Here is a 24,310-nt window from a genome sequence, read left to right on the forward strand (position 1 = left end):
AGAGTCTCTGATACGCTAGGTAGCAATCGCCTTATCATGTCTATGAAACGTCCGTTCATCGCCTTATTTGCCCTCGTCGCTGTCTTGGCTTCCGCCTTGGTGACGGAGGCGGCCGAGCTCCGCGTCTTTATCCGCGGCGGCGCTAAATCCCATGGTCCCGGTGCGCACGAGCACGAGCGCTTCCTCGGCGACTGGACCAAGCTTCTCACCGAGCGCGGCATGAAGGTGAGTGGCGGCATGGAATTCCCCACCGAGGCCGAACTGGATAAGACCGACCTGCTGGTGATGTATTCGCAGGAAGGCGGCGAGATCCCGGCGGACAAGCGCGCGGGCCTCGAGAAGTTCCTGAAGCGCGGCGGCGGCATCACGGTGATCCACACCGCGAGTGTGCCGAAGACGAAGGAAGGCGCGGATTACCTGAAGTCCATCATTGGTGGCACGTGGGTGCCCGGCACCACGAAGTGGTTGGAAGGGCCGATGTCCCTCTACTACGTGAATCGCACGCACGCGATCACCACGGGCGTGGCGAACTACGACATGAACGACGAGATCTATTATGACATGGATATCTCGCCGGACGTCACAATCCTCGCCGGTGCTTACACGCCGAACGTCTCCGCGGCGCGCAAGAACGACCAGCGCGGCCAGCCGGGCAAGGGCAAGATCACGGTGTATGACATCCAGCCGCAGATGTGGACGTATGAGAAGACGTTGAGCGGCGGTCAGCCGTATCGCTCGTTCGTCCATATCCCGGGTCACATGTATACGAACTTCAGCCAGCCGCATTTCCGCGCGGTGTTGCTGCGCGGCATGGCTTGGTCCGCCAAGCGCTCGAACGTGGATGAGTTCTGCACGAAGGAAGAGCTGGCTTCATTGCGTTACCCGGCGGGCGGACCGCAACGCCCGGACAAGGCGTTGGAACAATTGGTCATCCATCCTGACTTCAAGGTGAAGCTGGTGGCGAGCGAACCGCTCATCAACAAGGTGATGAACGTGGACTGGGATCCGCAAGGCCGTCTCTGGGTGGCGGAAACGCCGGAGTATCCGGATGGCCGTTTCGCGAATGACACGCAGGATCTCGTGCAGCGCTGGGTCGATGGCAAAGCCGATCCCGCCACAGGTCGCTATGACCGCAAGGCGTTCGACAAGATCTCCATGCTCACGGATACGGATGGCGATGGTGTGATGGACAAGAAAACGATCTTCTACGAGGGCCTCGAACTGGTGACGAGCTTCGTGTTCCACAAGGACGGCGTGATCGTGGCGCAAGCACCGGACATCCTCTGGCTGCGCGATACGAATGGTGACGGCAAGGCGGACAAGGTGGAGACGCTTTACACGGGCCTCGGCACGCGCGACACGCACGCGGTGCTGAACAACATCCGCTGGGGTTTCGATGGCTGGATCTACGGCACGCACGGTTACAGCGCGAGCCAGAAGGTCACGAATGGTGACGGCTCGAAGAACTTCGGCACGATCGGTTCCGGTGTGATCCGCTTCAAGCCGGATGGCTCCGCGATCGAGCAGTATTCCTCCAAGGGCGGTAACACTTGGGGCCTGCAAGTGGCTTGGGATAACGAAGTGTTCTACACGCAACCGACGAGCGGTGACTTGCTCATGAACGTGGTGTTGCCGGAGGCGAATCTCTCCAAGGGCCGCATGCCGGGCGTGAACAGCTTCAGCGTGGTGCGCAAGACGCACGCGACGCATCCGGCGATCCCGTATGATCAACTGCCTTATGTGCAGATCGATTTCGTGGGCCAGTTCACGGCGGCGGCAGGTTGCGTGATCTACGGCGGCGGTTCCTGGCCGGAAGCTTATAACTACAATTACTTCACCACTGAGCCGACGATCAACATCGTGCATCATGAGACGGTGAGCCCGAGCGGCGTGAGCTTCACAGCAGCGCGCGTGCCGGATCGCGAGAATGTGGAATTCATCGCGGGCAAGGATTACTGGTTCCGCCCGATCGAAGTGCGCACCGGTCCTGATGGCGCGGTTTACATGGTGGACTTCTACAATCAGGCGGCGATCCATAACGACACACGCGGTCCGAAGCATGGCCCGCGGAACGCCGCCATCCGCCCGGATCGTGATCACTACTACGGCCGTATCTGGCGCATCGACCACAAGGACGCGAAGAAGCTGACGATTCCGAAGCTGAGCGCGAAGGATACGGATGGTTTGATCACGGCCTTGCGTCATCCGAATGACAACGTGCGACTGAACGCGGTGCGCCTCCTCGTGGAGACGGGTGATGCGAAGCTCGCGAACAAGCTCACGCCGCTGATGGATGCGAAGGAAAACGCCGCCACGCGCGTGGCCGCTCTGTGGACATTGCAACGCATCGGTGGTTTGAGCGAAGCAACGCTCGTGGCTGCCGTGAAGTCCGATTCGTTGCCAGTGAAGAAGAACGGCTTGAAGGTGGCGCAACTGCCGCCGACCTCACAGCGGGGGCCGGAAACGCAATTGCATCAGGCGTTGAACCAGATGTTGCTGGATGCGAATCCGCAAGTGCAGTTGCAGGCGCTCATCGCCCTCGGCAGCTTCGAGGTGGATGATGATGTGGCCGCCGCGCTCATCGCCGTGTATCCGAAGCTCACGGATGGTTACCTGCAATCCGCTGCGCTCGGCGTGGCGAACAGCGCCCCGCGCAAGATGATCGAGACGGCATTGGCCTCGGCAAATCCCACGCCGCTGCGTCCGCTGGTGATGTCTCTCACGCAGAAGCTTGCGGACAAGCAGGACGCAGAAGAGGCGGCGAATCTGGTCATCGCGATGGCGGGCAAGCCAGCTACGGCGGACCCGCTGAAGCAGGCGATCCTCGAGGGCCTGGTGCAAAACTTGAACGCCACGACGCGTCCGGAATGGTCGGTGGCGCTGCAAGCGGCGGTGGAGAAATTACTGAAGTCCCCGAATGACGACCTCGCCATCGCGGCGTTGCCGTTGACGGTGCGTTGGGACACGGGCCGCAAGCTGGATGACACGGTGAACCCGCTTCTGCAGGAGATGATCGGTTCACTGAGCAAGGCGGACAAGAGCGATGACGAACGCCTGAAGACGGCGAAGGCTCTCTTGGCCGTGCGTCATGTGAATGAAAGCATCGTCACCGGCGTGAGTGCGGTCCTCGGCAGCAATGCTTCGGAGAATCTGCAACGCAGCATCCTCGAAGCTTTCGGTGATCTGCAAGGCGCGAAGATCGGCACGTTGCTGGTGGAGACTTACCCGAAACTGAATGCGGGTCTGCAATCTGTGGCCTTCACGCAGATCACGAAGCGTGGTCCGTGGACGGAGTCCTTCCTCGATGCGATGAAGGCCAAGAAGATCGAGTTGGCGAGCATCAGCCCGGCGAACATCCATCGTCTGCGCACGCACGCGAATCGTGAGGTCTCGGAGAAAGCGAACAAAGTGCTCGACGATCTGCGCGGACCGGAAGCGAAGGAGAAGGATGCGATCATCGCGAAGCTGACGCCAGCGGTCGAGAAACCCGGTGATGTCACGAAGGGCAAGGAACTCTTCATGCAGAACTGCGCGAACTGCCACAAGCTCGGCAATGACGGCAAAGACGTCGGTCCGGTGCTGACGGGCATGGGCGCGCATGGTCCGGGCGAATTGCTGGTACACATCATCGATCCGAATCGCGCGCTGGAACACAACTACGCCGCCATCAACTTCGAGACGAAGGACGGCGAGAGTTACGATGGCATCATCGCGCAGGAGAACAACCAGTCCGTTATCATCAAAAATGCGGCGGGCGAGATGGAGATCAAGAAGAGCAACATCAAGAGCCGTCGTAACACCGGCATGTCACTCATGCCGAACGGATTCGAAGCGCTGGGTGAAGAGAGCCTGCGCGATTTGCTCGCCTTCATGTGCGCGGGTGATCAGAAGTATCGCTTCCTCGATCTGAGCAAGGTTTACACGGCAGATTCACGCCGCGGCCTTTACATCAAGGAAGAGAATGTAAACGACACGTTGAAGTTCACCAAGTTCGGCAATGTGAATGTGGAAGGCGTGCCCTTCTACATCGCGGACCCGGCGAAGTATGGCCGCAACCTGCTGCAGTTGAAAGGCGGCGGGAATGACACCTACTCATTCACGATGCCGCAAAAAGTGGAAGTGAAGATGGGGTATGCCGCAGGCCGGTTGCACTTCCTCGGTGGTGTCGCGGGCTGGGGCCATCCTTACACGCCGGGTGCGAATGCACTGAAGGTCACGGTGCATTATGCCGATGGCCAGAAGGAAGAACTGGTGGCGAAGAACGGCGATCAGTTCGCCGACTTCATCCGCGTGGTGGAAGTGCCCGGCTCACGCCTCACGCAGGGCTTGGTGAAAGAAAACCAACTCCGCTGGTACACACACTCCCTCAAGCGCAGTAATGTGGTGATCGAGAAGGTTACTATCGAGAGCTTCGCGAATGGCTTGGCACCGACGACCGTGGCGATCACGGCGGAATTGCCGGGTGCGGATGGCAAAATGGAACCCATGAAGGTGGCTTCGCTCGCACCTGTGGCACCGCCCGCTCCGGCGAAGCCGTTCGAGTGGGGCAAGGGCACGAAGGTATTGCTCGTGGGTGGCGGCAGCTCGCATGACTACAACCGCTTCTTCAACTTCGCGGATATCGCGATCTTGAAAACCGCGGGCATGACGGCGAATTACACGGAAGATCCCGCCGTCACCGCCAAGGAACTGCCGAACGTGGACGTGGCGGTGTTCAGCGTGAATCGCAACGGCTTCCAGACACCGGAACTGCGGGCGGCCTTGAACAAGCACATCGCGGCGGGCAAGGGCCTCGTGCTCCTGCATCCAGGCGTGTGGTATAACTGGGGCGACTGGCCGGAGTATAACAAGACCATCGCTGGCGGTGGCTCACGCGGTCACGACAAGCTGGGCGAGTTCGAAGTGAAGGTGACGAATGCGGCGCATCCAATCATGAAGGATGTGCCCGCGACGTTCCTGATCACGGATGAGTTGTACTACTTTATCCCGGACACCGCAGGCACGCCGATCGAAGTGCTCGCCACGGCGGATTCGAAGATCAAGAATGCGACCTTCCCGCAAGTGTTCGTGGTGAAACATCCGCAAACCAAGATTGCGGCGATCACGCTCGGTCACGATGCCCGAGCGCATGATTTGCAAGCTTACAAGACGCTGCTTATCAACGCGGTGAACTGGACGAAGAAGTAGCAAGCGGTTTCTTTGCAAATCGCCCGATGTTTGCAGATTTGATATGCAAGCATCGGGCTTTTTCGTGCCCGTTTAACGGTAAAACAGCGAAAAACCGCCGTTTTCAGCGAGATTCCACGTTGGCACACAGCTTGCATTTTAAGCTGTCATGAAAACGAAGATGACTTTTGCGGTTCTGCTGGCCGCAGTTTTGGCCGGGGCGGGCTATGCCTCGCTGCAGGCAAAGGATGAGACGGTTATCAGTGAACCGACCGCCTTCCAGTTGATTGAGGAAGGCAACAAATACGTGGGTGATCAGGCGAAGGATAAGGTAGTGCAAATCCGCGCTGATAAATCCATCGGCAGCACCACGCCGAATGTTTGGTATGTGGTGTACTACGACCACACCGCTGCGTTGAAGGCCGTCGAAGTAAAATTCGGCGCGGGCAAGATGATGTCCGTGGAACGGCCTTTGCGATTGTTGGAACCTTTGTTCGGCAAGAGCACGCCGCTGGATCGTACGAAATTCAAAGTAGACTCGGACGTCGCCATCAAGACGGCATTGCAAGAACCGCTGCTCGCCAATCTGAAAGTCGTGGCCACTGCTCCGAAGCTGGAAGACAGTCCGACTGGTCCCGTGTGGCGCGTGAAGATCTGGGCGCAGAAACTGCGTGACACAGGTGACGTGCACATCGGCGAGGTCGTGATCTCTCCGGAGACCGGCGAGGTCATCAAGAACGACCTGCACATCGAACGTGCCGGTTGATTCCCTGAAAAGAATATGAGGGCGCACATAGGGTGCGCGGCGGCGCTCTGCGGAGCGCCGCTTCGGCTTTTTACTGGGGGAACAAAAACCAGTTCGCGTTCGTGACACCTGCGCCAGTTGCATACGATAAGAGTTCTTTAGGAGAACGGCCCCATTCCGCATGGCCATCGGTGAAACCAAACGCGCCCTTACCTTCATGAAATTTATTATTTGCCATTTCACCCCACGCAGACGAGTTAGTATCCACGAGTACCGGTTTGCCTTTCACACTGGAGTAAAGTGGCTGACCTGCCGCAGGAGAAATATTTCTATCGCCTAGCATCGGCACAGTGGCGGCATTGAAATACTCATTCAATCCGACGAAGTAACTGGCCCCCAGATTTCCCGCATCAGGCCGATTGTTTTTCAGACTGCGTTTTGGATCGGCTGGGCACAGGAAGAGTTTAGGAGAATTCCCCGTATAATTGGTGAACACATCCAGATTTTGTCTCACCGAGCGATTGGGTAAAATGAGTTTTCTGGCGGAGTTGGTCTGGCCCGCGATTTCATACGTCTGCCAAGGCAAGAGATTTGCCTGATCTGCAGAATACATCTGCATCACGACACTCAATTGTTTCAAATTAGTCATGCAACGGCCAATCTTAGGGTCACCCTTGCGAGATCCGCCCATGGGAGGAAAAAGCAGGCCGAAAAAGATGAAGAGAACTGCCAGCACCACCAGCAATTCTATCAGGTTAAAACCGCGATGGCGTCGTTGAGAAAAGACCCGCTTCATACCATTCCTTTTGCCTGCCTCAAGCTAGCACAAGTAATGGATGATCTGAGATAGCCCTTTAGGGTGAGCGAACGTCACTCTCCCATCGCTTCCGCCAGCGCTGCATCCAATGCCTCCACCCTGACCGGTTTGGTAAGATGCGTGGAGAAACCGGATTCATGACTGGAAACGATATCGTTCTCCATCCCGTATCCGGTGAGCGCGATGCCCCGCAGTTTGTAGAGTGATTGCAGATCCTTCATCAGCTCGAAGCCGTTGCTGTCCGGCAGCCCCACATCGGAGATGACGAGGTCAAACTCATGTTTCTCCGCACGCGCACGAGCTTCAGCAGCAGAACCCACTGCGGTCACCGAATGCTGGCGGCGATTGAGCAGATGGCTGAGTGCCTTACGTGTCGGCTCATGGTCTTCCACCAGCAAAATGTCGTAACGCGGACGTTCTTCCGCTGCCTTCGCCGAGGCATGAGGAACCTGTGCTCCGTTCTTGGCCTTGGCAGGTGTTTTGGCGAGCGGCAATTCCACCGTGAAAGTCGCGCCTCTGCCGCGTCCCTCGCTCTGCGCATGAATGTCACCCGAATGCAATTTGATGATCTTCTTGCTGATCGAAAGCCCCAGACCGAGCCCGCCGAAAGGAGACGATGCATACGTCTGCGCATGTTCCCCCTGGGCGAACGTCTCGAAGATGTCCCCGATTTCCTTCTGCGTGAGGCCGATACCCGTATCCATCACTTGAATCGCCACATGCCCCTTCGTCGTTACCGCGTGGATATCCACCTTTATCTGCCCCTTCGCAGGAGTGAACTTCACCGCGTTCTTCAAGATGTTCCAGAGCGCCTGCTTGAGTCGCAACGTATCGGCCTTCACCAGGCACGGGTGCTTGTCGATCTTCAGGACGAACGAAATCTTCTTCTGTTCGATCTCCGCACGGATCGTCTCGATGGCATCGGTCAATGCATCGCGGCAATCGATGATGTCGAAATTCAGTGCCAGCTTGCCATTGATGATACGGGTGAGATCCAGCAGATCATCGATAAGCCGTGCTTCCAGTTCGATGCTGTTGCAGATGGTCGCGAAATCACTGCGTACTTCGGGAGTTAGGGCGGGATTGTTAGCCGCTTCGCTCGCCAGCAACAATGCAGGATTGAGTGGTGTGCGCAGTTCATGGCTTAGCGCGGCCAGGAAGCTGTCTTTCGCTTCATTCGCCCTCTCGGCCACTTCCTTGGCCAGTCGCAATTCCTCGCTGTGCCGTTGCGCACTCAGATCTGTCACTACCAGGCAGATCACATTCTGATCGCTCAAGGGCAGATGGCTCGCCGTAAGGTTGACCGGCAGTGCGTTGCCTTTGGTCCGCTCCAGCAAGGACTCGCACTTGATGACTTCCTTCTTGCTCTTGAAAATATTGTGCAACTCCGGCCATGCGTTAGCGAGGTAGGCCACGGCTTCCGTGCCGATGACTTTTTCGAGCGGCAAATTCACCATGTCAGCAAAGCGCTGGTTGGCGTAAAGGATCAGGCCCAAGTCAGAGATCGTCACCGCGCCTTCCTGCATCTTCTCCACGTAAACGCGGTAAGGCTGGTCAGCGCCGCTGAGGCTGTAGATCTGATTGCCACGCGGACCATGGACCACGAGCGCATCCACTTCGCCATTGCGGATAGCGTCCAAGGTGTCTTGGGCTTCTTGCAAACTGTTGGTGAGGCGGTCAAATTCGACATCGCTTACCCAATGCCCGCTCTTTTTCCCAGATTTAATGGAAACTTTGTTGGTTTTGCCCGATACCTTGCGCTTGGCTGGCTTCTTCATACTAGACCTTCACCCATTTGATTTTTCCATCGGGCTGCGTTTTACTCTTCAGATTGAGGCCCACCACCACTTTATCCCGGTCGGACAGATCGCCCACCAGGCGTTTCATTGGAGCCGGCATCTTCTTGATCAATGTTGGCGCGGCGATGACTTGCTCGTCGGCAGCTTCCAAAGGCTGCTGATAGATGTCAACGACTTCGAGATCATAGCGTCCCGGCAAATACTCTTCGCACAAGCTCCGGATATTTTTGACCGCCTGGCTGGAGCGCGGAGTTGAACCCGTGATGTAGAGACGTAAGGTATAATGCTCAACGCCGGTCGCCTTCTTGAGCAGTTTCTCGAACGTGGCCGTTTCATTCAAGGGCGGTTTCTTCTTGGCCTGCTTGCGCTTGGCCGTGACTTTCTTGGCTTTGGTTTTCATGGATTCGCCTTTTATTTAACGGCTTCGAGATCCATGCCCACCATCACGCGCTCCACATTGGAGAGATCGCCGATGACGCGCTTGATAGGTTCGGGAAGTTTGCGCACGAGCGTCGGCAGGGCCATGATTTGGTCCTTCTGCGCGAGCTGTGGCTGCTTGGTGAGGTCGATGACCTCGATGGAGTAGCGGTCAGGCAGGTGCTGCTCACAAATCTTTTTGAGATTGGCGAAGGCGGTCATGGACTTCGGCGTCTGGCCTGCCACATACAGGCGCAGATTCCATTCCGCTTTCTTCGGCTTCGGCTTGGCCTTCGTTTTAGTCACCGTCGCCTTGGTTGTTCTTGCCTTCGCGCTCTTGGGCTTGGCCTGGGTGGTTGTTACATCCTTTTTCATGCGTGGCTTCGGTATGATTTATCGCTTGTTGGCCCGTTTGGCTGCCATGGCAAGCCGGTCGGTTTCGACCTGTTTAAGCCGCGCCATACTGTTGGCAGCGACCCTTGAATATTCTTCTTCCTCGATCTTGAACCCAGCGCGTAATGCTTCGATCTGCGCCTCGACGGCACGGCGGCGATGTTCGATCGCCATCTTCTTGCGCTCCATCTCGTCCTTGGCAATCTTCTGCTCGGCTTCTGCCTTGGTGGCCTGACTCAAGCGTGCTGAGCCGGTCAACACACCTTCCGTGCCTAGGTAAACATCCTCCAATTTGATACCCTTGGAAGTGATGGTGAACTCGCGGACCTGGTTGGAATGCGCCATGCCACGGGACTTGAGCACATATAGAAGACGGTTGCGTTCGCCACCGATCTCCACATCGCGCAAGAGCAACCACGTATCCACCAGCGAACTCAATCCTTCATCCGTCGATTCCATAACCGATCTGCCGCTGGTAAGGGTAACCATGAAGCCCGTGATCTTCTTTTTGCGCAGGAAATCCACCAAGCGGATAAGCATGTTCGTGGAGTCATCCAGCGTGCCAGCGGATTGCATGTTGGAGACAGGATCCAAAATGACCACCGTAGGCTTAAACTCCTCGATCATCTTATGCATCATCACCAGATGCATCTCGAGTCCATGAACTGTGGGACGCGTGGAGTGAAACTTGAGCTGCCCATTATCTACATACTTGCGGAGATCCACATTGATGGACTTCATGTTCCGCATGATCTGCGAGGGCGATTCCTCAAAGGAGAAATACATGCATCGTTCACCCCGCTTGCACGTGGCTTCCGCCAGATGAGCGGACATGCTCGTTTTGCCCGTGCCCGCTGTGCCGCTGAGCAGAATGGAACTGCCGCGATAAAAACCTTTGCCTCCCAGCATCTGATCCAGTTCCGGCACACCCGAGGGGATGCGCTCGTTGGACACCTCGTAGTCCATACCCGCCATCGTCACCGGCAGCACAGACATGCCTTCCGCATCGATGAGGAAAGGATACTCGTTCGTGCCGTGGGTGGAACCGCGATACTTCACCACTCGCAACCGGCGGGTGGAGATCTGCCCGTTGACCCGATGATCCAGCAGCACCACGCAATCGGAAACATATTCTTCCAGCCCTTGGCGCGTGAGTGCGCCATCACCACGTTCACCCGTGATCACCGTGGTCATGCCCCTTTCCTTCAACCAACCGAAGAGGCGGCGTAATTCCGAGCGGAGGATCGCCTGGTTGCTCAGACCGGAGAAAAGCGTCTCGATAGTATCCAGCACCACACGTTTGGCGCCGACCATCTTGATGGCGTAATCGAGCCGGATGAAAAGCCCTTCCAGATCGTACTCACCATTCTCCTCGATCTCGCTGCGCTCCACATGAACGTGGTCGATATAGATCTTCTTCCGGTCGATCAGGTTCGCGATGTTGAACCCCAGCGATGCCACGTTCTTGCGGATGTCCATGGCCGTTTCTTCAAACGTCATTAGCACACCCGGCTCACCATACTGCAATGCTCCACGCACCAAAAACTCCGTGGCAAAGAGGGATTTGCCGCAACCGGCACTACCGCACACCAATGAAGGACGACCTGCTGGCAAACCGCCACCAGTTATCTCGTCAAAACCGGTGATACCGGTAGGAACTTTCTTGAGGATGTCGGAGGAGTTGATTTTCACGAGCTTACTCATCTGATTCTAGCTTTAGGGTTAAATTCGATATTACAAGGTTATTGGCCTCTAAGGCATTTATGGCACGGCTGTCACGTTTGAGCGCAAAAAAGGGTTAGAAAGTCGGTCTTATCGCAATTTAAAGCCAGTCCGTTCCATGCACTTTGAATGCTCTATGCAAAACACACGCCGCCGCGTTGCGTTTTGCATGAAGGCAGGGAAAATCCTTGGGTGTCAAATCCAGCGACACAAAGTTCATTTTAAGCATTGCCAGCCGAGGCGAAACACCTGTTTCGCAGCAGGAATTTGCCCTGCCGTCATCCCAACCTGCAGTTCTTTATTCAGCAGGGGAAATGCCACGGGCAGAGCGTCTGTGTGCAATGGCAAATTTTGGTGCTTTCGCTCTGGACAGTTCACCAGCGCAGCAGGCTAAAATTCGCGTCATCATGAGATTCGGCATCTGCAACGAGATTTTCCAGAACTGGAAGCTGGAGGACGCCATGGCCTTCGCGAAGAAGGCGGGTTATGACGGCATTGAGATCGCGCCCTTCACCATCGCCAAGTATGTGACGGAGATTTCTCCGGCCCAGCGTGAAGAGATCAAGGCCGCCGCCAAACGCACCGGTATCGCCATTACCGGCATTCACTGGGTGCTGGTGCAGGCCGAGGGCATGTATGTGACGCATCCGGATGCCGCCATCCGCGCCAAGACGCAGCAATATTTCGTGGACCTCGTGAACTTCTGCGGGGACATCGGCGGCAAACGCATCATCGTGGGCTCACCGAAGCAGCGCAACCTGATGGAAGGCGTGACTTACGCTCAAGCGTGGGCATGGGCATTGGAAGTGTTCCGTCCCGCTGTGAAGCGCGCGGAGGAACGCGACATCGTCATCTGCTTCGAACCGCTCGCCCCGGCGGAAACCAATTTCATCAATACGGCGGAAGACGGCATCAAGTTCACCAAGGAACTGAACAGCCCGGCCTTCAAGATCATCATCGATGTGAAGGCAATGTGCTCCGAGAGCAAGCCCATCCCGCAGATCATCAAGGAATCGCACCCGCACTTCGCCTACTTCCACGCGAACGATGCGAACCTGAAAGGTCCCGGCTTCGGTGATGTGGATTTCAAACCCATCGCCGCCGCGCTCAAGGAAGTGGGCTACGACGGCTGGGTCTCCGTGGAAGTGTTCAAGTTCGAGGAAGGCCCCGAAGTCATCGCCAGCAAGAGCATCGAATACCTGAAGAAGGTGTTTGTGTAGTGGCGCGGCTTTTAAGCCGCTTCAACGTCCTCCTGCAACCGAGCCTCTGAATCAAATCGGCTCTTACATCAAATCATTCCCCTAAAACAAAAACACCCGCCGATCTCACGATCGGCGGGTGTTTCCTTTAAAGAACTCGCTGCTTACGGCAACGGTTTGATGAACACATTGCGGAAGCCCACCGCGTCATTGTGACCGGCGAAGCCGAAGAACCCGTTCGTGCGCTCCTTGCCCGGATGCGGTTTATTGGCCATGTATTCAGTGATGGTGCTGAGGTCGGAATTCAGGATGATCGAGCCGTTCAGTTCCACCTTGAGAACGGAGCCTTTCACGGTGACTTCCTGAAAGTTCCATTCGCCCTGCGGACGCAGGTAACCGCGATGCGCGGCAGCGATGCCGTAAGCCGAACCATGCGCCTGACGCGGGTCCAGCTTCGCATATTTTTCATGCTCCGTATCGAGCACTTGCAGTTCGCACAGGCCCACGTAAGCGGTATCGCCTTCACCTGGGTAGCGGAGCGCGAGGCCGTTGTTGCCGCCAGGAGGCAGTTGGAATTCCACGCGCGCGACGAAGTCCTTCAGATCTTCATTGAAGTAGATCGTGCCGCCTTTGCCCGCTTTGCAATACACGGCGCTGTCCTTGATCTCGTAATTCTCTACCGGACCTTTCCAGCCCGTGAAATCCTGACCGCTGAAGATGGGCTTGAAGCCGCTCTTGTTCTTCGAGGAAAGAATCTTGTTCGCCTCGGTTGAACCGATCTCGCGGATGAACACATTGCGCCAGCGGATTTCGCCACCATGCGTCTGGAGCTGGATCGGACCCTTGGCCGGAACCGGACGCGGATTGGCTTTGATCGCGGCATCCTTGCTGGCCTTGTCGTAGTAGTTCTCGAGGATGGCGTGATCCACCACCAGCTTGTCGTTCAGATAGATCGTCACGCGAGAGCCGACCATGAGGATGCGGAACTTGTTCCATTCGCCGAACGGCTTATCCGCCTTCACAAGCGGGTCTTTGCCGGGAGAATTCGTGGCGTTGTTCCACAGACCGCCGGAGCCTTTATCCGCACCCAGCTTGAACTTCGCTTCCTCCGTGTAATCCCAGATCTGCACCTGCGGCACACCGCGCAGGTAGATGCCGGAATCCGCCTTCGGCACCGTCTTGTATTCCAGGAGCAGTTCGAAATCGCCGTAATCCTTCTCCGTGGTGGCATACATGCCGAAGCCATCATTCACCAATTCGTCATTCTCCACATACCAGTGTGCTTTGCCGGTATTGGTGCCCAGCTCCATCATAGACCCCTTCACGCTCGCATCCGTCCACTTGCGGATCTGTTCGGCGCGATTCGCCTCAGACATCTCCAAGAGCTTGCGATGGTCAAAGGTCGTGCCGCCGCGCCAACCGGTGAGATCTTTGCCATTGAAGAGCGCGGTGAAGCCCTCAGGCGGTTTGGATGCGGAACCGCCCGAGCCGGAGCCCGCGAAGTCCGACGTGCTGCAACCCGTCATAACGGCCATCAAGGAAGCGGCCAGGGCAGGAGCGAGAAGAAGAGTTTTCAGTTTCATACTGTGGTTTGGTCATTCCGTAGGTAACGGCAAGTCCTTCGACGGTCAAGTCAGGGAGTGGATTCAAGGAATCGCAGCCCTTCCTCCGTAATCGTTCTCATCCTCGTCGTCGTCCTCGATTTTCCGTTCATAGTTACTGGAGTAAGGCAGATTAAGCTAACCTTCTCCGATGTTTCCCAATCCGTGTGATCCGTGTTTCATCTGTGGCTAAAAAACCTCTCCATCCTCTGTATCTCCGTGGTAACTTTTCCCCCGTGCAAACCGTCACCCTCGCCTGCCACGCCATGGCCACACGATTCGAGTTCGTGTTGCAAGGCGATGACGCCACGGCACTACGCGCCGCCGGTGAGGAAGCCATCCGCGAGATCGAACGTCTCGAAGCCCAGATCAGCATCTACCGCCCCGCCAGCGAACTTAGCCAGCTCAACGCCCGTGCAGCCTATGAACCCGTTCGCGTGGAGCCACGCCTCTTCAAGCTCCTCCAGCGCGCCCGCCAAATGGCCGAGGAAACGGAAGGGGCCTTCGATATCACCGTCGCCCCGCTCATGCGCTGCTGGGGTCTGATGCAGAAAGAAGGTCGCGTGCCTTCCGCCGATGAATTGCTCACCGCGAAAGCCTGCACTGGTTGGCAACATCTCCTGCTGGATGAAAACAACTTCACCGTCCGCTTCGCCATGAAAGGCCTGATGCTCGACCTCGGCTCCATCGGCAAAGGCTACGCGCTCGATGAAGCCGCCGATATCTTGCGCGAAACCGGTGTGACGAGCGCCTTGTTACACGGTGGCACCAGCACCATCTATGCACTTGGCCATCCGCATGGTGCATCTGCATGGACCATCGCACTCGCTGATCCACAGATCGAAGGCGCACGCTTCATCGCCACTGGCTCGGAAGAAATTCGCAGCCGCTTCACACCATTAGCCAACGTCGCTCTCTGCGATGAATCCCTCTCCGTCTCCGCCGTCTGGGGAAAATCTTTTTCCACCAATGGCAAGACCTACGGCCATGTGATCGATCCTCGCCTGGGTGAACCTGTCGATGGTGCCTTAATGTCCGCGTGTGTGTTGCCTTCCGCTACTGAGACGGATGCGCTTTCCACTGCACTCTTGGTTGGTGGTGTGAAGGAATGGGAAAAATTCTCCACACTCCGGCAAGGTATGCGCTCTCTAGTTGTCGGTCGCAGTGAAGACGATTTATTGCCTGAAGTCCGCGCCTTAGGAATTAGTCCCCGAGAGCGGGATTGAGGCTTCGTGCAAGGGCAGGAAGATGCTCATCGTTGTGCCTTTGCCTTCGGTGGAGCGGATGCGCACCGTGCCGCGATGCGTCTCCGCCACGCGACGCACAATCATCAATCCCAATCCGGTGCCCTTACCCTTCGTTGTGTTCAGCAACGAAGTAAACGCCCGGTTGCGTTGCTCCTGGGACATGCCCATACCCGTGTCTTTGAAGTCGATGACCAAGTGCGTAGGCTCAGGAGAAAGCCGCGGCAGACGAATGGTCCGCGTGATGATCGTAAGCCGTCCACCCTCCGGCATCGCTTCCACGGCATTCAGCGTGAGATTAAGAAATGCCTGCTCCAACTGCGTCGGATCAGCCATCAAAGGTGGCAGATCAGCAGCCAGTTTACGCACCCATTCAATGCTCTGATTCTTCAGCTTGTGACGTGTGAGCAGACCGAGATCATCGATGAGCTGGTTCACGTTCACCTCGGTAAGCGCGGGCTCCGTATTGCGGGCGAAGTCCAGCACCTGCTCCACGATCTTGTTCATGTGATCCATCTTCTCACCCATGATGCGCACATCCGTCGCGCGCGGATCCTTGGGGTCGAACCTCAGATCCAGCGAGTGATAGAGCATCTTCAGCACCGTTAGCGGATTCCGGATCTCATGCGCCACTTCCGCCGCCAGCAGACCCAGCGCGGAGAGCTTCTCCGTCTGGCGCAACTGCTCTTCCACATCCACGATGCGCTCATACAGCCGCGCCTTCTCAATCGCGATGGCCGAAAGCTCCGCGAGCGCCGAGAGAATACGGATCTCCTCGTTGGAAAAATTATGCGGCTCCTCCGTGTAAACATTCAACGCACCGATCGCCTGGTTGCCGAAGAGCAACGGCACACTGAGTAATGAAACCAACCCTTCGCGCCGCGCCGTCTCCACATTCTGATAACGTGAAGACGTCTGCACATTCTCCACCTGGAGCGCCTTCTTGCGTCGCACCACGATGCCGATGAGGCTTTCCTGCAAGCTCAGTGGCGGACGGTTCACATACAATTTCCCGGCACCGAAACTGGCGCGCAGTTCCAGCCAGTTCCCCGATTCATCCAGCATGTGCAGCGAGCACATCTTCGTCTCCATCAACTGACAGGCCTCACGCGTGATGACGGTGAGCGCATCATTCAGGTTTAGTGTAGAACTAATCGTCTGGCCGACACTGGCGAGCGTCTCAAACAACCGCGCTTTGAGACGGAGCTGTTCATAGAGCCAGGTATTATGGATCACCTTCGCCGCTTGCATGGCGAGTTCTTCCAGCAGGCTTTGGTCATCGCTGCTGAAGGCATCCATGCGATCGGAGTCCACGTTCAGCACACCACGGATCTCGCCTTCCACCACGAGCGGCACCGCCAATTCAGACTCCACATTCTTGCGCACCATCACATAGCGCGGATCTTCATCCACCTTGCCCACGCGCGCGGCCTTGCCAGTGCGGGCCACCCAACCGGTGATGCCTTCACCCACGCGGAGACGGAGCGATTTCGCATTCGCCGGCAGACCATTCGCCGCTTGAATCTCCAGAAAGCCGGTGTGCGGATTCAGCAACACCACCGACCCGCTGGAGGCACGCATGATGCGCACGGCCTCACGAATAATGCGCTCCAGCGCCTCCTGCGAATCAAGGGTGGAATGGATGACGTTGCTGACCTGATACAACAGGCGAAGCCGTTCATATCGCGCCTTCAAATCCGCTAGTTCATCGCTCACGAGTGAGACTATGGCGGGAATTAGCCGGATTTCCAGCGCAGAGCGTTTAGCTTTTCACGTGATACGAAGCTTGGCCCGGCCCTCCGCTTCTCCTATTCTCTCCATCGATATGGCTACCCAAGACACCTGCTGCACCATCGTTCCCTACTTCAAGATCTTGCCCGGCAACACAGCCGCCTTTGAAAAACTCTGCGAACGCTTTGTGGCCCAGACCCAGACCGAACCCAAGTGCCTCTATTATGGTTTCAGTTTCTGCGACGACCAGGCCTTCTGCCGGGAAGGCTATGTGGATGCCGAAGGCGTGCTGACCCATCTGGAAAACGTTGGGCCCATTTTGCAAGAAGCCTTGAAAATCGCCGAGCTCACGCGACTGGAGATCCACGGACCGGAATCGGAACTCGCCAAACTCCGCGGCCCTCTCGCCGCCCTGAAGCCGGCGTTTTTTACGTTGAAATACGGCTTTAGAAAATAAGCCTTTGGAGTGCGGAGGCTTGCCTCCACTTTGTCGCCGAGGCGGCTTGACGCCTCGACGTCCCGGGCGGGCGAAGCCCTAGGTAAACGCCCCTCAAACCACAAGCACAGAAAGGGCGAGACATTCTCCTTGCCCGTTGCCAATCTTCTTCAAACCCGCTTAACTCACCATCCTAAAAAGCCTTCCCCTCATGAGACTCACCTTTGTCACCCTCATTGCGCTGTTGATTCTCAGTGGTTGCCATACCCCGCAGGCACGTCATCCCATCAACCCCGAAGCTTTGGGGATATTTCCCAAACTGGAAAAAACACCTGCTGAAGATCTGCGGTTGGAGCAAGATACCCTCGCCGCCTTTATCGCTCTCTTCGGTGAGCCATTATCACCCCAGTTCAGATTGGAGCAACCTGTGGTCGGCTGGTTCAACGAAATCGGTGAATTGAAGCAACTCCGTGCCTCCGCTAAAATTCCCCGCGCCGAATTCCACACCCGGACCACCACCAAAAGTTGGCGTGAAATCCCCCTCCCGCCTGAATATCTGAAAGCCATGCATCTCTCGCCCGATGTGCCCAAATCCTACATGACTTGCTTTGTGGGCTCACTCAAAGGCCAGCCAGCCTATCTCTTTTGGAACGATTACGCTGAAACCATCATGCTCATCTTAGATTACTGAAAATAAACGTATTAGATTTAAACCGTATCTTCAGAATCGATTCCACCCTTACCTATCTGGTTACGGGTATGGCCCTCGGCATCCCAGCCTTATGCTCTTACGCTGGCGCGAAAGTCATCTGTGGCGACGTTGCGTATTATGGACCTGTCCACAATGCAGCACGGCTTTCGGACACCAAAGCGAGTGGCGTGAATGGAGCGTCAAAGCCAACTCAGCGCCGCCACGTGGAATTCCCATGAGTGGCCCCTTGCTACGTTGCCCTCAATGTCACGGTGAGTTTCAATTCTCCAAGTCGGGAGAGCATGTGACTTACTGGAAGAATAGATATTCGACTAACCTTGCCTCCTCGTGCGTCTGATAGAGGATGGCTCAAATCCACCCCATGAAAACCACCTCGCTCCACTCATGGCTCCTCGCCCTATCCTTCCTCCTCGCGCCGAGCATCCATGCCGCTGACACCGCATTCTTAAAATCCGCCCTCGAAAAACCCATTCTCGATGTGGACAAGGCGTGGCAGGAAGTCGCCGATTACACCGAGGCCCGCGTGCCGTTGATGCCCAAGGTCCGCACTGCCGCGCAATGGGAGAAGGAAGCCGCCCGTTTGCGTCAGGAAGTTTTTGATCGCGTCATCTTCCGCGATACCACCTCGCAAGCATGGCGTGATGCCAAGGTTGGCGTGGAATGGCAGGAGACGATAGAGGGCGGTCCCGGTTACAAGATCAAGAAAGCGCGTTATGAAGCCCTCCCTGGCCTCTGGATTCCTGCGCTCCTTTACGAACCGGAAAACCTCACCGGCAAAGTCCCCGTGATGCTCGCCGTGAATGGCCACGATGGCGAAGGCAAAGCGGCGGATTACAAACAGATCCGCTGCATCAATCTCGCCAAGCGCGGCATGCTCGTGTTGAACCTCGAATGGATCGGCATGGGCCAGCTCCGCACGGATGGCTTCATGCACTACCGCATGAACCAGCTCGATCTCTGCGGTGTGAGCGGCATCGCCGTTCATTTCCTCGCGCAGAAACGCGGCCTCGATCTGCTCCTCTCGCATCCGAATGCCGACACGTCACGCGTCGCCGTCTCTGGTCTTTCCGGTGGAGGCTGGCAAACCATTTTCTTCAGTTCGCTCGATACGCGCGTGACCCTCTGCAATCCCGTGGCCGGTTACTCCAGTTTCCGCACCCGCGCGCGGAACATCAGTGACCTCGGTGATTCCGAGCAAACCCCGAACGACCTCGCCACCGTGGTGGATTACACCCACCTCACCGCCATGCTCGCCCCGCGCGCCGCCCTCCTCACGCACAACGCCACCGATCAATGCTGCTTCGCCGCCCCGCATGCCTTGCCGCCTCTCCTCGAAGCAGCCGCCCCCATCTACCGCCTCTTCGGCGCGGATCTGAAATTGCGCCATCACGTGAACTTCATCCCCGGCACGCATAATTATCTGCAGGAAAATCGCGAAGCCTTCTATCGCGCCATCGGTGATTACTTCTACCCGCACGATCCCAAGTTCACGTGGCAAGAGATCAACGTGACAAACGAAGTAAAAACCGCCGCGCAACTGAACGTAACCTTGCCCGCGAACAATGTGGACTTCCAAAAGCTCGCCCAGTCCACGATGAAACAACTGCCTCATCATGCCGATATTCCAACGGACGCAGGCAAACTGAAATCTTGGCAGAAGAGCAAACGTGCTGAACTCGCCGCGATCGTACGCGCACAACCCGGCAAGGTGAAAGCTACTCAGCTTGGCCTAGAGGCCGTGAATCAGATGAGCGCCACCTGGTGGGCTTTGCGAGTCGATGATGCATGGACAGTCCCCGCGGTGGAACTCGTGAATGGCACACCGAAAGAAACCGTCATCCTCGTAGCCGATGGCGGACGTAAAAGCACGCTCGCTCAAGCCGAAGCGTTGCTCACCGCAAACAAACGTGTCATCGCCATCGATCCCTTCTACTTCGGCGAATCCAAGATTTCCAAGCGCGATTTCCTCTACGCACTGCTAATCGCTGCCGTGGGTGATCGCCCACTCGGTCTGCAAGCCAGCCAAGTCGCAGGCATCGCCCGCTGGGCAGAGGGAAAGAATGGCAATCAACCGGTGACGGTCCAAGCTATCGGGCCACGCTCCAGCCTCTTCACACTCGTGGCCGCTGGATTAGAAGAGAAAGCCATTCAAGGTGTGGAACTGACGAACCCGATGAAATCACTTCACGATGTGATCAATAACAATTGGTCTGTGGACAAGTATCCGGAACTCTTCTGCTTCGGCCTACTGGAGTCGTTTGATATGCCGCAGCTGGAAGCACTCGTGAAACCGCGGGTGGTGGTGAAGAAGTAGCGTGCCATTTGGAGTGCGGAGGCTTGCCTCCGCTTTGCGCCCGAGGCGGCTTGACGCCTCGAAACGATCCCACTTCTGCGTGAAAACGAGTTCTGCATTGAAGATAACTCAGATCATCTTAGCCTGATCTCACAGCAAAGCGGCGGCCATGGAAAACCCACCTGAATCTAACAAACCGGTCAAAGACTGGCCACACGCTCCCGTTCATCGCTTGGAAGGTAATGGTAACTACATGGTCACTGCGGCCACTGTCGACAAAGTGCATCTCTTTCAAGGATCCGACCACCTCGATGCCTTGGAAAGCTCTATCCTAAAACTTTCCAAACAATACGGCTGGCAATTGGAAGCATGGTCCGTGTTTCCAAATCACTATCATTTTATTGCTCGTGGCAATCCTGATTCAAAAAGCCTGCGCCAATTGATAACCCATATTCATTCTGAGTCTGCGCGTGAATTGAACAAGGCCATGCGGAAACCGGGCAGGAAAGTCTGGCACAACTTCTGGGACAGTAAATTGACCTTTGAACGTTCCTATCTCGCCCGGTTGAACTATGTGCACCAGAATCCGGTGAAACACGGAATGGTCCCGGTCGCTAATCAATACCGGTGGTGTTCGGCGGCTTGGTTTGAGCGCACCGCGACACCGGCTCAAGTGAAGACGATTTATAGTTTCAAAACTGATGGTCTTGATGTGCCGGATGATTTCTGAGCGGGGGGAATCGAGGCGTCAAGCCGCCTCGGGCGGAAAGCGGAGTCAAGCCTCCGCACTCCAAAGGTCTTACTTCGCCCCCTGCTCAATCCACTTCTGCACCAGCTCGGCTTCTTTCGCGGAGAGCTTGTGTTTTTCCGGTTGCGGAATGTCCCCGTCCTTGCCCGACACGATGATCACTAGCGGGCTGCGCGCAGCGGCATCCAGCTTCACGGCGGCACCATAGACATCGCCGCCTTTCAGCACGCCTTCACGCGTGTCAGCTTTGAAGCCGCCTTCAGCTTTGGTCGAGCCATGGCAACTCACGCAGGATTTATCGAAGACGGGTTTGATATCGGCGGCGAAAGTGATCTCTTTGGCGGTCATCTTGATCTCGCCTTCAGGCCACACGGCACCTTGATCAATCCAGGCGCGAAGCAAGCTGATCTGTTCTTTGGTCAACGGGACGCTTTCGCCGGGCTTATCGCTCGGTGGGGGCATCAGTCCTTCTTCGATCAAGCCGGCCACGATGTGGACCATGGGGCTTTTCTCGCTGTTGCCGGGGATGAAAAAGGGGCCGTCGGAACCGGGCTTCATCGCATGTTCTTTCGTATCCATGCGATACTTGCCTTTCTGCTTATCCGGTCCGTGACAGCTGATGCACTTCTCCGCGAAGATGGGATAGATCTCCTTCACGAAATCCACCTTGCGCGGCGCAGGCAAAGGCAGCTTGCTCGTATCCACGGCTAATGCGCTGCTGAGGACCGCAACTGTGGCGGTGATGGCCAGAGCAGAAAGTAAAGGCGTCTTCATAGTCATACCCGGTAGATTGGACGTCATGAAGCTAGGCCGTGTTCGGTAAAAGGCCAAGTCTGGAGATAAGGGTGTTCCCTGAAAATTTCCCCTTTGCACCCAGCCCGGACGCTTTATCTTGCCTGCGTGCTGTCGTCACTTACTGAGCAATTGAAGTCCGGGCAGGGTCTGACTCCGGATCAAGTGTCCTCTGCCGTCGCCTGGCTTACCGCGGAAAGCGTGACGCCGGAAGCGAAGGCCGAGTTCCTCACCGCGCTGGCCAAAAAGGGCGAGACGGTGGATGAGATCGCCGCGTTTGCCCGCGAAATGCGCGAGCTGTCTCTCAAACCACCGCTGGATGCTTTATTACGCAATGGCGAGATCATCGACGTGTGCGGCACGGGCGGCGACCGGTTGAACACCTTCAACATCTCCACCAGCGTGGCCATTCTCGTGGCAGCGGCAGGGGTGCCGATGGCCAAGCACGGCAATCGCGCCATCACTTCCAAGTCCGGCAGTGCCGATGTGCTGGAAGCCTTGGGCATTCCCGTGGACAACACACCGGAGCAGGCTGCTGCGTTGTTAAAGGAACACAATTTCGCATTCTTCCTCGCGACCCGTTTTCATCCGGCGTTCAAACACATCGGTCCGGCGCGTAAGCTCTGTGCAGCGGCTGGTCAACGCACGATCTTCAATTTCCTTGGGCCGCTCATGAATCCGGCGCGTCCTACCGCCCAGCTGATCGGGGTGCCGAATCCCGCGCTCACCGAGCCGATGGCGCGGGTGTTGCAGAGCCTCGGCATCCGGCGGGGCATGGTGGTGAGCGGGCAAGTGGAGGGTGCTTCCCTCGATGAACTTTCCACCATGGGCGAGAATCGCGTGGCAGAGTTTTATCAAGATCAGGGCTTCCATACGTCCACTTGGAAAGGAGATTTTCTTCCGCTTCAACCGGCTACTTTGGCCGATCTCACAGGTGGCGATGCGAAAGAGAATGCTGTCATCGTCTGCCAGGTTCTTTCCGGTCAGGAAAAGGGACCGAAGCGGGATGCTGTGTTGCTGAATGCCGCTGCGGCTCTGATGTTGGCGAACAAAGTAAAAACTCTCACGGAAGGCTGGGAGTTCGCCGCTGAAGTCATCGATAGCGGCAAGGCAGCAGCCAAGATCAAAGCGCTCTCCACCCGTTCATAACGCATCATGCCGGACCAACCCGTTCAGTATCAGCTCATCGGCAGTGACGGCATCGAGTACGGTCCTGCCTCCATCGAAGAGGTGCGCCAGTGGATCAGGGAAGGCCGCGCCAGCGCCAAGACGATGGCAAAGGCGAGTGATAATCCCGCCTGGCGCAAGCTGGGTGAGATACCGGAGTTCGCCGAGGCGATCGCCCAGCGGGCGGCCAATGCCCCTTCAGGGGGCAAAAGCGCTGCACCGCAACCAGAGCAGAACAAACTGGCCCGCATGGGGTTTATCCTGAGTCTGGTATCGTTGCTATGCTGTTGCGTACCATTGGCTCCGGTGGGATTGATCCTGTCCATCATCAGTCTGGTGCGGATCAATTCCGGCAAGGATTTGCGGGAGGGCTATGGTTTTGCGCTGGCTGGTATCATCATCGCGGTGGTGGTGATCATCATCAACATCATCGCTTTCAATTATTTCCCGGGCTTTTTCTCGGGCATCGGTTCACAGAAAGTCTTTGCTCCATGAGCAATGCCGTGCCACCGCCACTGCTGCCGTTGCCGTCACCCAATCGACGAAAGGTGATCTTGTGGTCGCTGGCCTTCGGTGCCTTCATTGTGGTTTTGCTGGTGCTGCACTTTTTTCCGCCGGGCCAATATCCCATCTATCCCGTCTGTCCCTTGCGTGAAGGAACAGGTTTGGATTGTCCCGGTTGTGGGGGCTTGCGCGCGATGCATCAGCTCACCAATGGAAACATCGCTGCGGCGTGGCGATTGAATCCGGCGGTGTTCGTTATCCTGCCGCTGGCTGCCTATGAAACGCTCATGCGCGTTTTTTTGAAAAGGCCGGAGCGCAGTGTTCTGGCGCATACGCCATCATTGATCGCTTTGGGCGTGTTGCTCCTGGTGTTTTCTGTGGGACGTAATCTGCCGAAACTGGCCCAGTGGTTTCCTTGATAGCCCTTGCGGACGTATGCTCGAACTGTTGCGCAAAATGCTGAAGGTCAGCTATCCGATAGATCGGAAAAGCGCGCGTACCTGCCTCCTGCTCAACGTCGCGGCGTGGCCGGGATTGGGTTCTGTGCTGGCCGAGCGTTTCAGCGGTTGGTTGCAGATGATCCTGTCCCTGGGCGGGCTTTTGATGGTCGCTTCTTCCCTCTTCCAATTCATGACGATGCTGTGGGAGGAGACGCGTTATCCCACCATGCAGGACCGCTTCGTGCGGGTGGCCATCTGTGGTGCGCTGGCTTTTGCCGCAGCTTGGGTCTGGTCCTTGATCACGAGCCTTTCGGTCTGTTCCAAGGCCGTGCCGACTCTTCCGCGCGATCCTGCCAAACCGCCTGCGCTTTGAGTTGGCTTTGC

At 56.7% G+C, this 24,310-nt stretch carries 20 protein-coding genes; 12 read left to right on the forward strand and 8 right to left on the reverse strand.

What is annotated here, in order from left to right; genetic code table 11:
* Positions 1–42 precede the first annotated feature (42 nt).
* Entirely contained in the window at positions 43–5,187 is a 5,145-nt protein-coding gene (locus VGH19_08880) for a PVC-type heme-binding CxxCH protein (protein HEY1171468.1), read from the forward strand.
* Between the two features lie 148 nt (positions 5,188–5,335).
* Complete coding sequence (locus VGH19_08885; GenBank protein ID HEY1171469.1) at positions 5,336–5,932, forward strand: hypothetical protein; 597 nt, start codon at positions 5,336–5,338, stop codon at positions 5,930–5,932.
* A gap of 70 nt (positions 5,933–6,002) precedes the next feature.
* On the opposite strand, the gene VGH19_08890 is transcribed toward VGH19_08885, so the two are convergent.
* The 5 genes from VGH19_08890 to kaiC all read right to left on the reverse strand — a co-directional run bounded on the left by VGH19_08890 (position 6,003) and on the right by kaiC (position 11,041).
* Complete coding sequence (locus VGH19_08890; protein HEY1171470.1) at positions 6,003–6,707, reverse strand: type II secretion system protein; 705 nt, start codon at positions 6,705–6,707, stop codon at positions 6,003–6,005.
* Between the two features lie 74 nt (positions 6,708–6,781).
* Complete coding sequence (locus tag VGH19_08895; protein HEY1171471.1) at positions 6,782–8,506, reverse strand: ATP-binding protein; 1,725 nt, start codon at positions 8,504–8,506, stop codon at positions 6,782–6,784.
* A gap of 1 nt (position 8,507) precedes the next feature.
* Positions 8,508–8,927 (reverse strand): circadian clock KaiB family protein, encoded by a 420-nt coding sequence (locus VGH19_08900; GenBank protein ID HEY1171472.1) that lies wholly within the window; start codon positions 8,925–8,927, stop codon positions 8,508–8,510.
* Positions 8,928–8,938: 11 nt separating this feature from the next.
* Entirely contained in the window at positions 8,939–9,319 is a 381-nt protein-coding gene (locus VGH19_08905; GenBank protein ID HEY1171473.1) for a circadian clock KaiB family protein, read from the reverse strand.
* Positions 9,320–9,337: 18 nt separating this feature from the next.
* The gene (gene kaiC / locus VGH19_08910; GenBank protein ID HEY1171474.1) at positions 9,338–11,041 is read right to left on the reverse strand and encodes a circadian clock protein KaiC; all 1,704 of its coding nucleotides are present in this window, start codon (positions 11,039–11,041) and stop codon (positions 9,338–9,340) included.
* Positions 11,042–11,466: 425 nt separating this feature from the next.
* Here kaiC and VGH19_08915 point away from each other — a divergent pair, with 425 nt between their 5' ends.
* Positions 11,467–12,279, forward strand: a complete 813-nt coding sequence (locus VGH19_08915; GenBank protein ID HEY1171475.1) for a sugar phosphate isomerase/epimerase family protein — start codon at positions 11,467–11,469, stop codon at positions 12,277–12,279.
* A gap of 143 nt (positions 12,280–12,422) precedes the next feature.
* Here the strand turns inward: VGH19_08915 and VGH19_08920 are convergent, their stop codons facing one another.
* Entirely contained in the window at positions 12,423–13,784 is a 1,362-nt protein-coding gene (locus tag VGH19_08920) for a DUF1080 domain-containing protein (protein ID HEY1171476.1), read from the reverse strand.
* 260 nt (positions 13,785–14,044) lie between these two features.
* Between VGH19_08920 and VGH19_08925 the strand changes: the two genes are divergently transcribed.
* On the forward strand, positions 14,045–15,085 hold the full coding sequence (locus VGH19_08925) for an FAD:protein FMN transferase (protein ID HEY1171477.1): 1,041 nt from the start codon (positions 14,045–14,047) through the stop codon (positions 15,083–15,085).
* Here VGH19_08925 and VGH19_08930 read toward each other — a convergent pair.
* Positions 15,056–16,819 carry a GAF domain-containing protein gene (locus tag VGH19_08930; GenBank protein ID HEY1171478.1) on the reverse strand — a complete coding sequence of 588 codons (1,764 nt, stop codon included), beginning with the start codon at positions 16,817–16,819 and terminating at the stop codon, positions 15,056–15,058. The two genes, VGH19_08925 and VGH19_08930, sit on opposite strands and share 30 nt — an antisense overlap.
* Before the next feature lie 10 nt (positions 16,820–16,829).
* On the opposite strand from VGH19_08930, the gene VGH19_08935 reads away from it, so the two are divergent.
* The 4 genes from VGH19_08935 (at position 16,830) to VGH19_08950 (ending at position 21,005) form a co-directional block, all read left to right on the forward strand.
* Positions 16,830–17,291 (forward strand): hypothetical protein, encoded by a 462-nt coding sequence (locus tag VGH19_08935; protein ID HEY1171479.1) that lies wholly within the window; start codon positions 16,830–16,832, stop codon positions 17,289–17,291.
* Positions 17,292–17,481: 190 nt separating this feature from the next.
* On the forward strand, positions 17,482–17,961 hold the full coding sequence (locus VGH19_08940; protein HEY1171480.1) for a hypothetical protein: 480 nt from the start codon (positions 17,482–17,484) through the stop codon (positions 17,959–17,961).
* Positions 17,962–18,343: 382 nt separating this feature from the next.
* On the forward strand, positions 18,344–20,296 hold the full coding sequence (locus VGH19_08945; protein HEY1171481.1) for a hypothetical protein: 1,953 nt from the start codon (positions 18,344–18,346) through the stop codon (positions 20,294–20,296).
* A 148-nt stretch (positions 20,297–20,444) separates the two neighbouring features.
* On the forward strand, positions 20,445–21,005 hold the full coding sequence (locus tag VGH19_08950) for a transposase (GenBank protein HEY1171482.1): 561 nt from the start codon (positions 20,445–20,447) through the stop codon (positions 21,003–21,005).
* 69 nt (positions 21,006–21,074) lie between these two features.
* Here the strand turns inward: VGH19_08950 and VGH19_08955 are convergent, their stop codons facing one another.
* Complete coding sequence (locus VGH19_08955) at positions 21,075–21,797, reverse strand: c-type cytochrome domain-containing protein (protein ID HEY1171483.1); 723 nt, start codon at positions 21,795–21,797, stop codon at positions 21,075–21,077.
* Positions 21,798–21,923: 126 nt separating this feature from the next.
* Between VGH19_08955 and trpD the strand changes: the two genes are divergently transcribed.
* Genes trpD through VGH19_08975 form a run of 4 tightly spaced genes read left to right on the forward strand, consistent with a single transcriptional unit; the run spans position 21,924 to position 24,299 of the window.
* Positions 21,924–22,964, forward strand: coding sequence for an anthranilate phosphoribosyltransferase (trpD, locus tag VGH19_08960; GenBank protein HEY1171484.1), 1,041 nt, complete (start codon positions 21,924–21,926; stop codon positions 22,962–22,964).
* 6 nt (positions 22,965–22,970) lie between these two features.
* Positions 22,971–23,477 carry a DUF4190 domain-containing protein gene (locus VGH19_08965; GenBank protein HEY1171485.1) on the forward strand — a complete coding sequence of 169 codons (507 nt, stop codon included), beginning with the start codon at positions 22,971–22,973 and terminating at the stop codon, positions 23,475–23,477.
* The gene (locus VGH19_08970; GenBank protein HEY1171486.1) at positions 23,474–23,905 is read left to right on the forward strand and encodes a DUF2752 domain-containing protein; all 432 of its coding nucleotides are present in this window, start codon (positions 23,474–23,476) and stop codon (positions 23,903–23,905) included. The genes VGH19_08965 and VGH19_08970 overlap by 4 nt, the downstream gene beginning before the upstream one ends.
* A gap of 16 nt (positions 23,906–23,921) precedes the next feature.
* Positions 23,922–24,299, forward strand: coding sequence for a hypothetical protein (locus VGH19_08975; GenBank protein ID HEY1171487.1), 378 nt, complete (start codon positions 23,922–23,924; stop codon positions 24,297–24,299).
* Positions 24,300–24,310 lie beyond the last annotated feature (11 nt).

This window comes from Verrucomicrobiia bacterium, from assembly GCA_036405135.1.
Classification (GTDB): Bacteria; Verrucomicrobiota; Verrucomicrobiia; order Limisphaerales; family JAEYXS01; genus JAEYXS01.

Excerpts from the sequence above, each read along its gene's own strand:
- VGH19_08880 (HEY1171468.1), top strand. The coding sequence starts at position 43 with ATGAAACGTCCGTTCATCGCCTTATTTGCCCTCGTCGCTGTCTTGGCT.
- VGH19_08885 (HEY1171469.1), top strand. The coding sequence starts at position 5,336 with ATGAAAACGAAGATGACTTTTGCGGTTCTGCTGGCCGCAGTTTTGGCC.
- VGH19_08890 (HEY1171470.1), bottom strand. The coding sequence starts at position 6,707 with ATGAAGCGGGTCTTTTCTCAACGACGCCATCGCGGTTTTAACCTGATA.
- VGH19_08895 (HEY1171471.1), bottom strand. The coding sequence starts at position 8,506 with ATGAAGAAGCCAGCCAAGCGCAAGGTATCGGGCAAAACCAACAAAGTT.
- VGH19_08900 (HEY1171472.1), bottom strand. The coding sequence starts at position 8,927 with ATGAAAACCAAAGCCAAGAAAGTCACGGCCAAGCGCAAGCAGGCCAAG.
- VGH19_08905 (HEY1171473.1), bottom strand. The coding sequence starts at position 9,319 with ATGAAAAAGGATGTAACAACCACCCAGGCCAAGCCCAAGAGCGCGAAG.
- kaiC (HEY1171474.1), bottom strand. The coding sequence starts at position 11,041 with ATGAGTAAGCTCGTGAAAATCAACTCCTCCGACATCCTCAAGAAAGTT.
- VGH19_08915 (HEY1171475.1), top strand. The coding sequence starts at position 11,467 with ATGAGATTCGGCATCTGCAACGAGATTTTCCAGAACTGGAAGCTGGAG.
- VGH19_08920 (HEY1171476.1), bottom strand. The coding sequence starts at position 13,784 with ATGACGGGTTGCAGCACGTCGGACTTCGCGGGCTCCGGCTCGGGCGGT.
- VGH19_08935 (HEY1171479.1), top strand. The coding sequence starts at position 16,830 with ATGGCGGGAATTAGCCGGATTTCCAGCGCAGAGCGTTTAGCTTTTCAC.
- VGH19_08940 (HEY1171480.1), top strand. The coding sequence starts at position 17,482 with ATGAGACTCACCTTTGTCACCCTCATTGCGCTGTTGATTCTCAGTGGT.
- VGH19_08945 (HEY1171481.1), top strand. The coding sequence starts at position 18,344 with ATGAAAACCACCTCGCTCCACTCATGGCTCCTCGCCCTATCCTTCCTC.
- VGH19_08950 (HEY1171482.1), top strand. The coding sequence starts at position 20,445 with ATGGAAAACCCACCTGAATCTAACAAACCGGTCAAAGACTGGCCACAC.
- VGH19_08955 (HEY1171483.1), bottom strand. The coding sequence starts at position 21,797 with ATGAAGACGCCTTTACTTTCTGCTCTGGCCATCACCGCCACAGTTGCG.
- VGH19_08965 (HEY1171485.1), top strand. The coding sequence starts at position 22,971 with ATGCCGGACCAACCCGTTCAGTATCAGCTCATCGGCAGTGACGGCATC.
- VGH19_08970 (HEY1171486.1), top strand. The coding sequence starts at position 23,474 with ATGAGCAATGCCGTGCCACCGCCACTGCTGCCGTTGCCGTCACCCAAT.
- VGH19_08975 (HEY1171487.1), top strand. The coding sequence starts at position 23,922 with ATGCTCGAACTGTTGCGCAAAATGCTGAAGGTCAGCTATCCGATAGAT.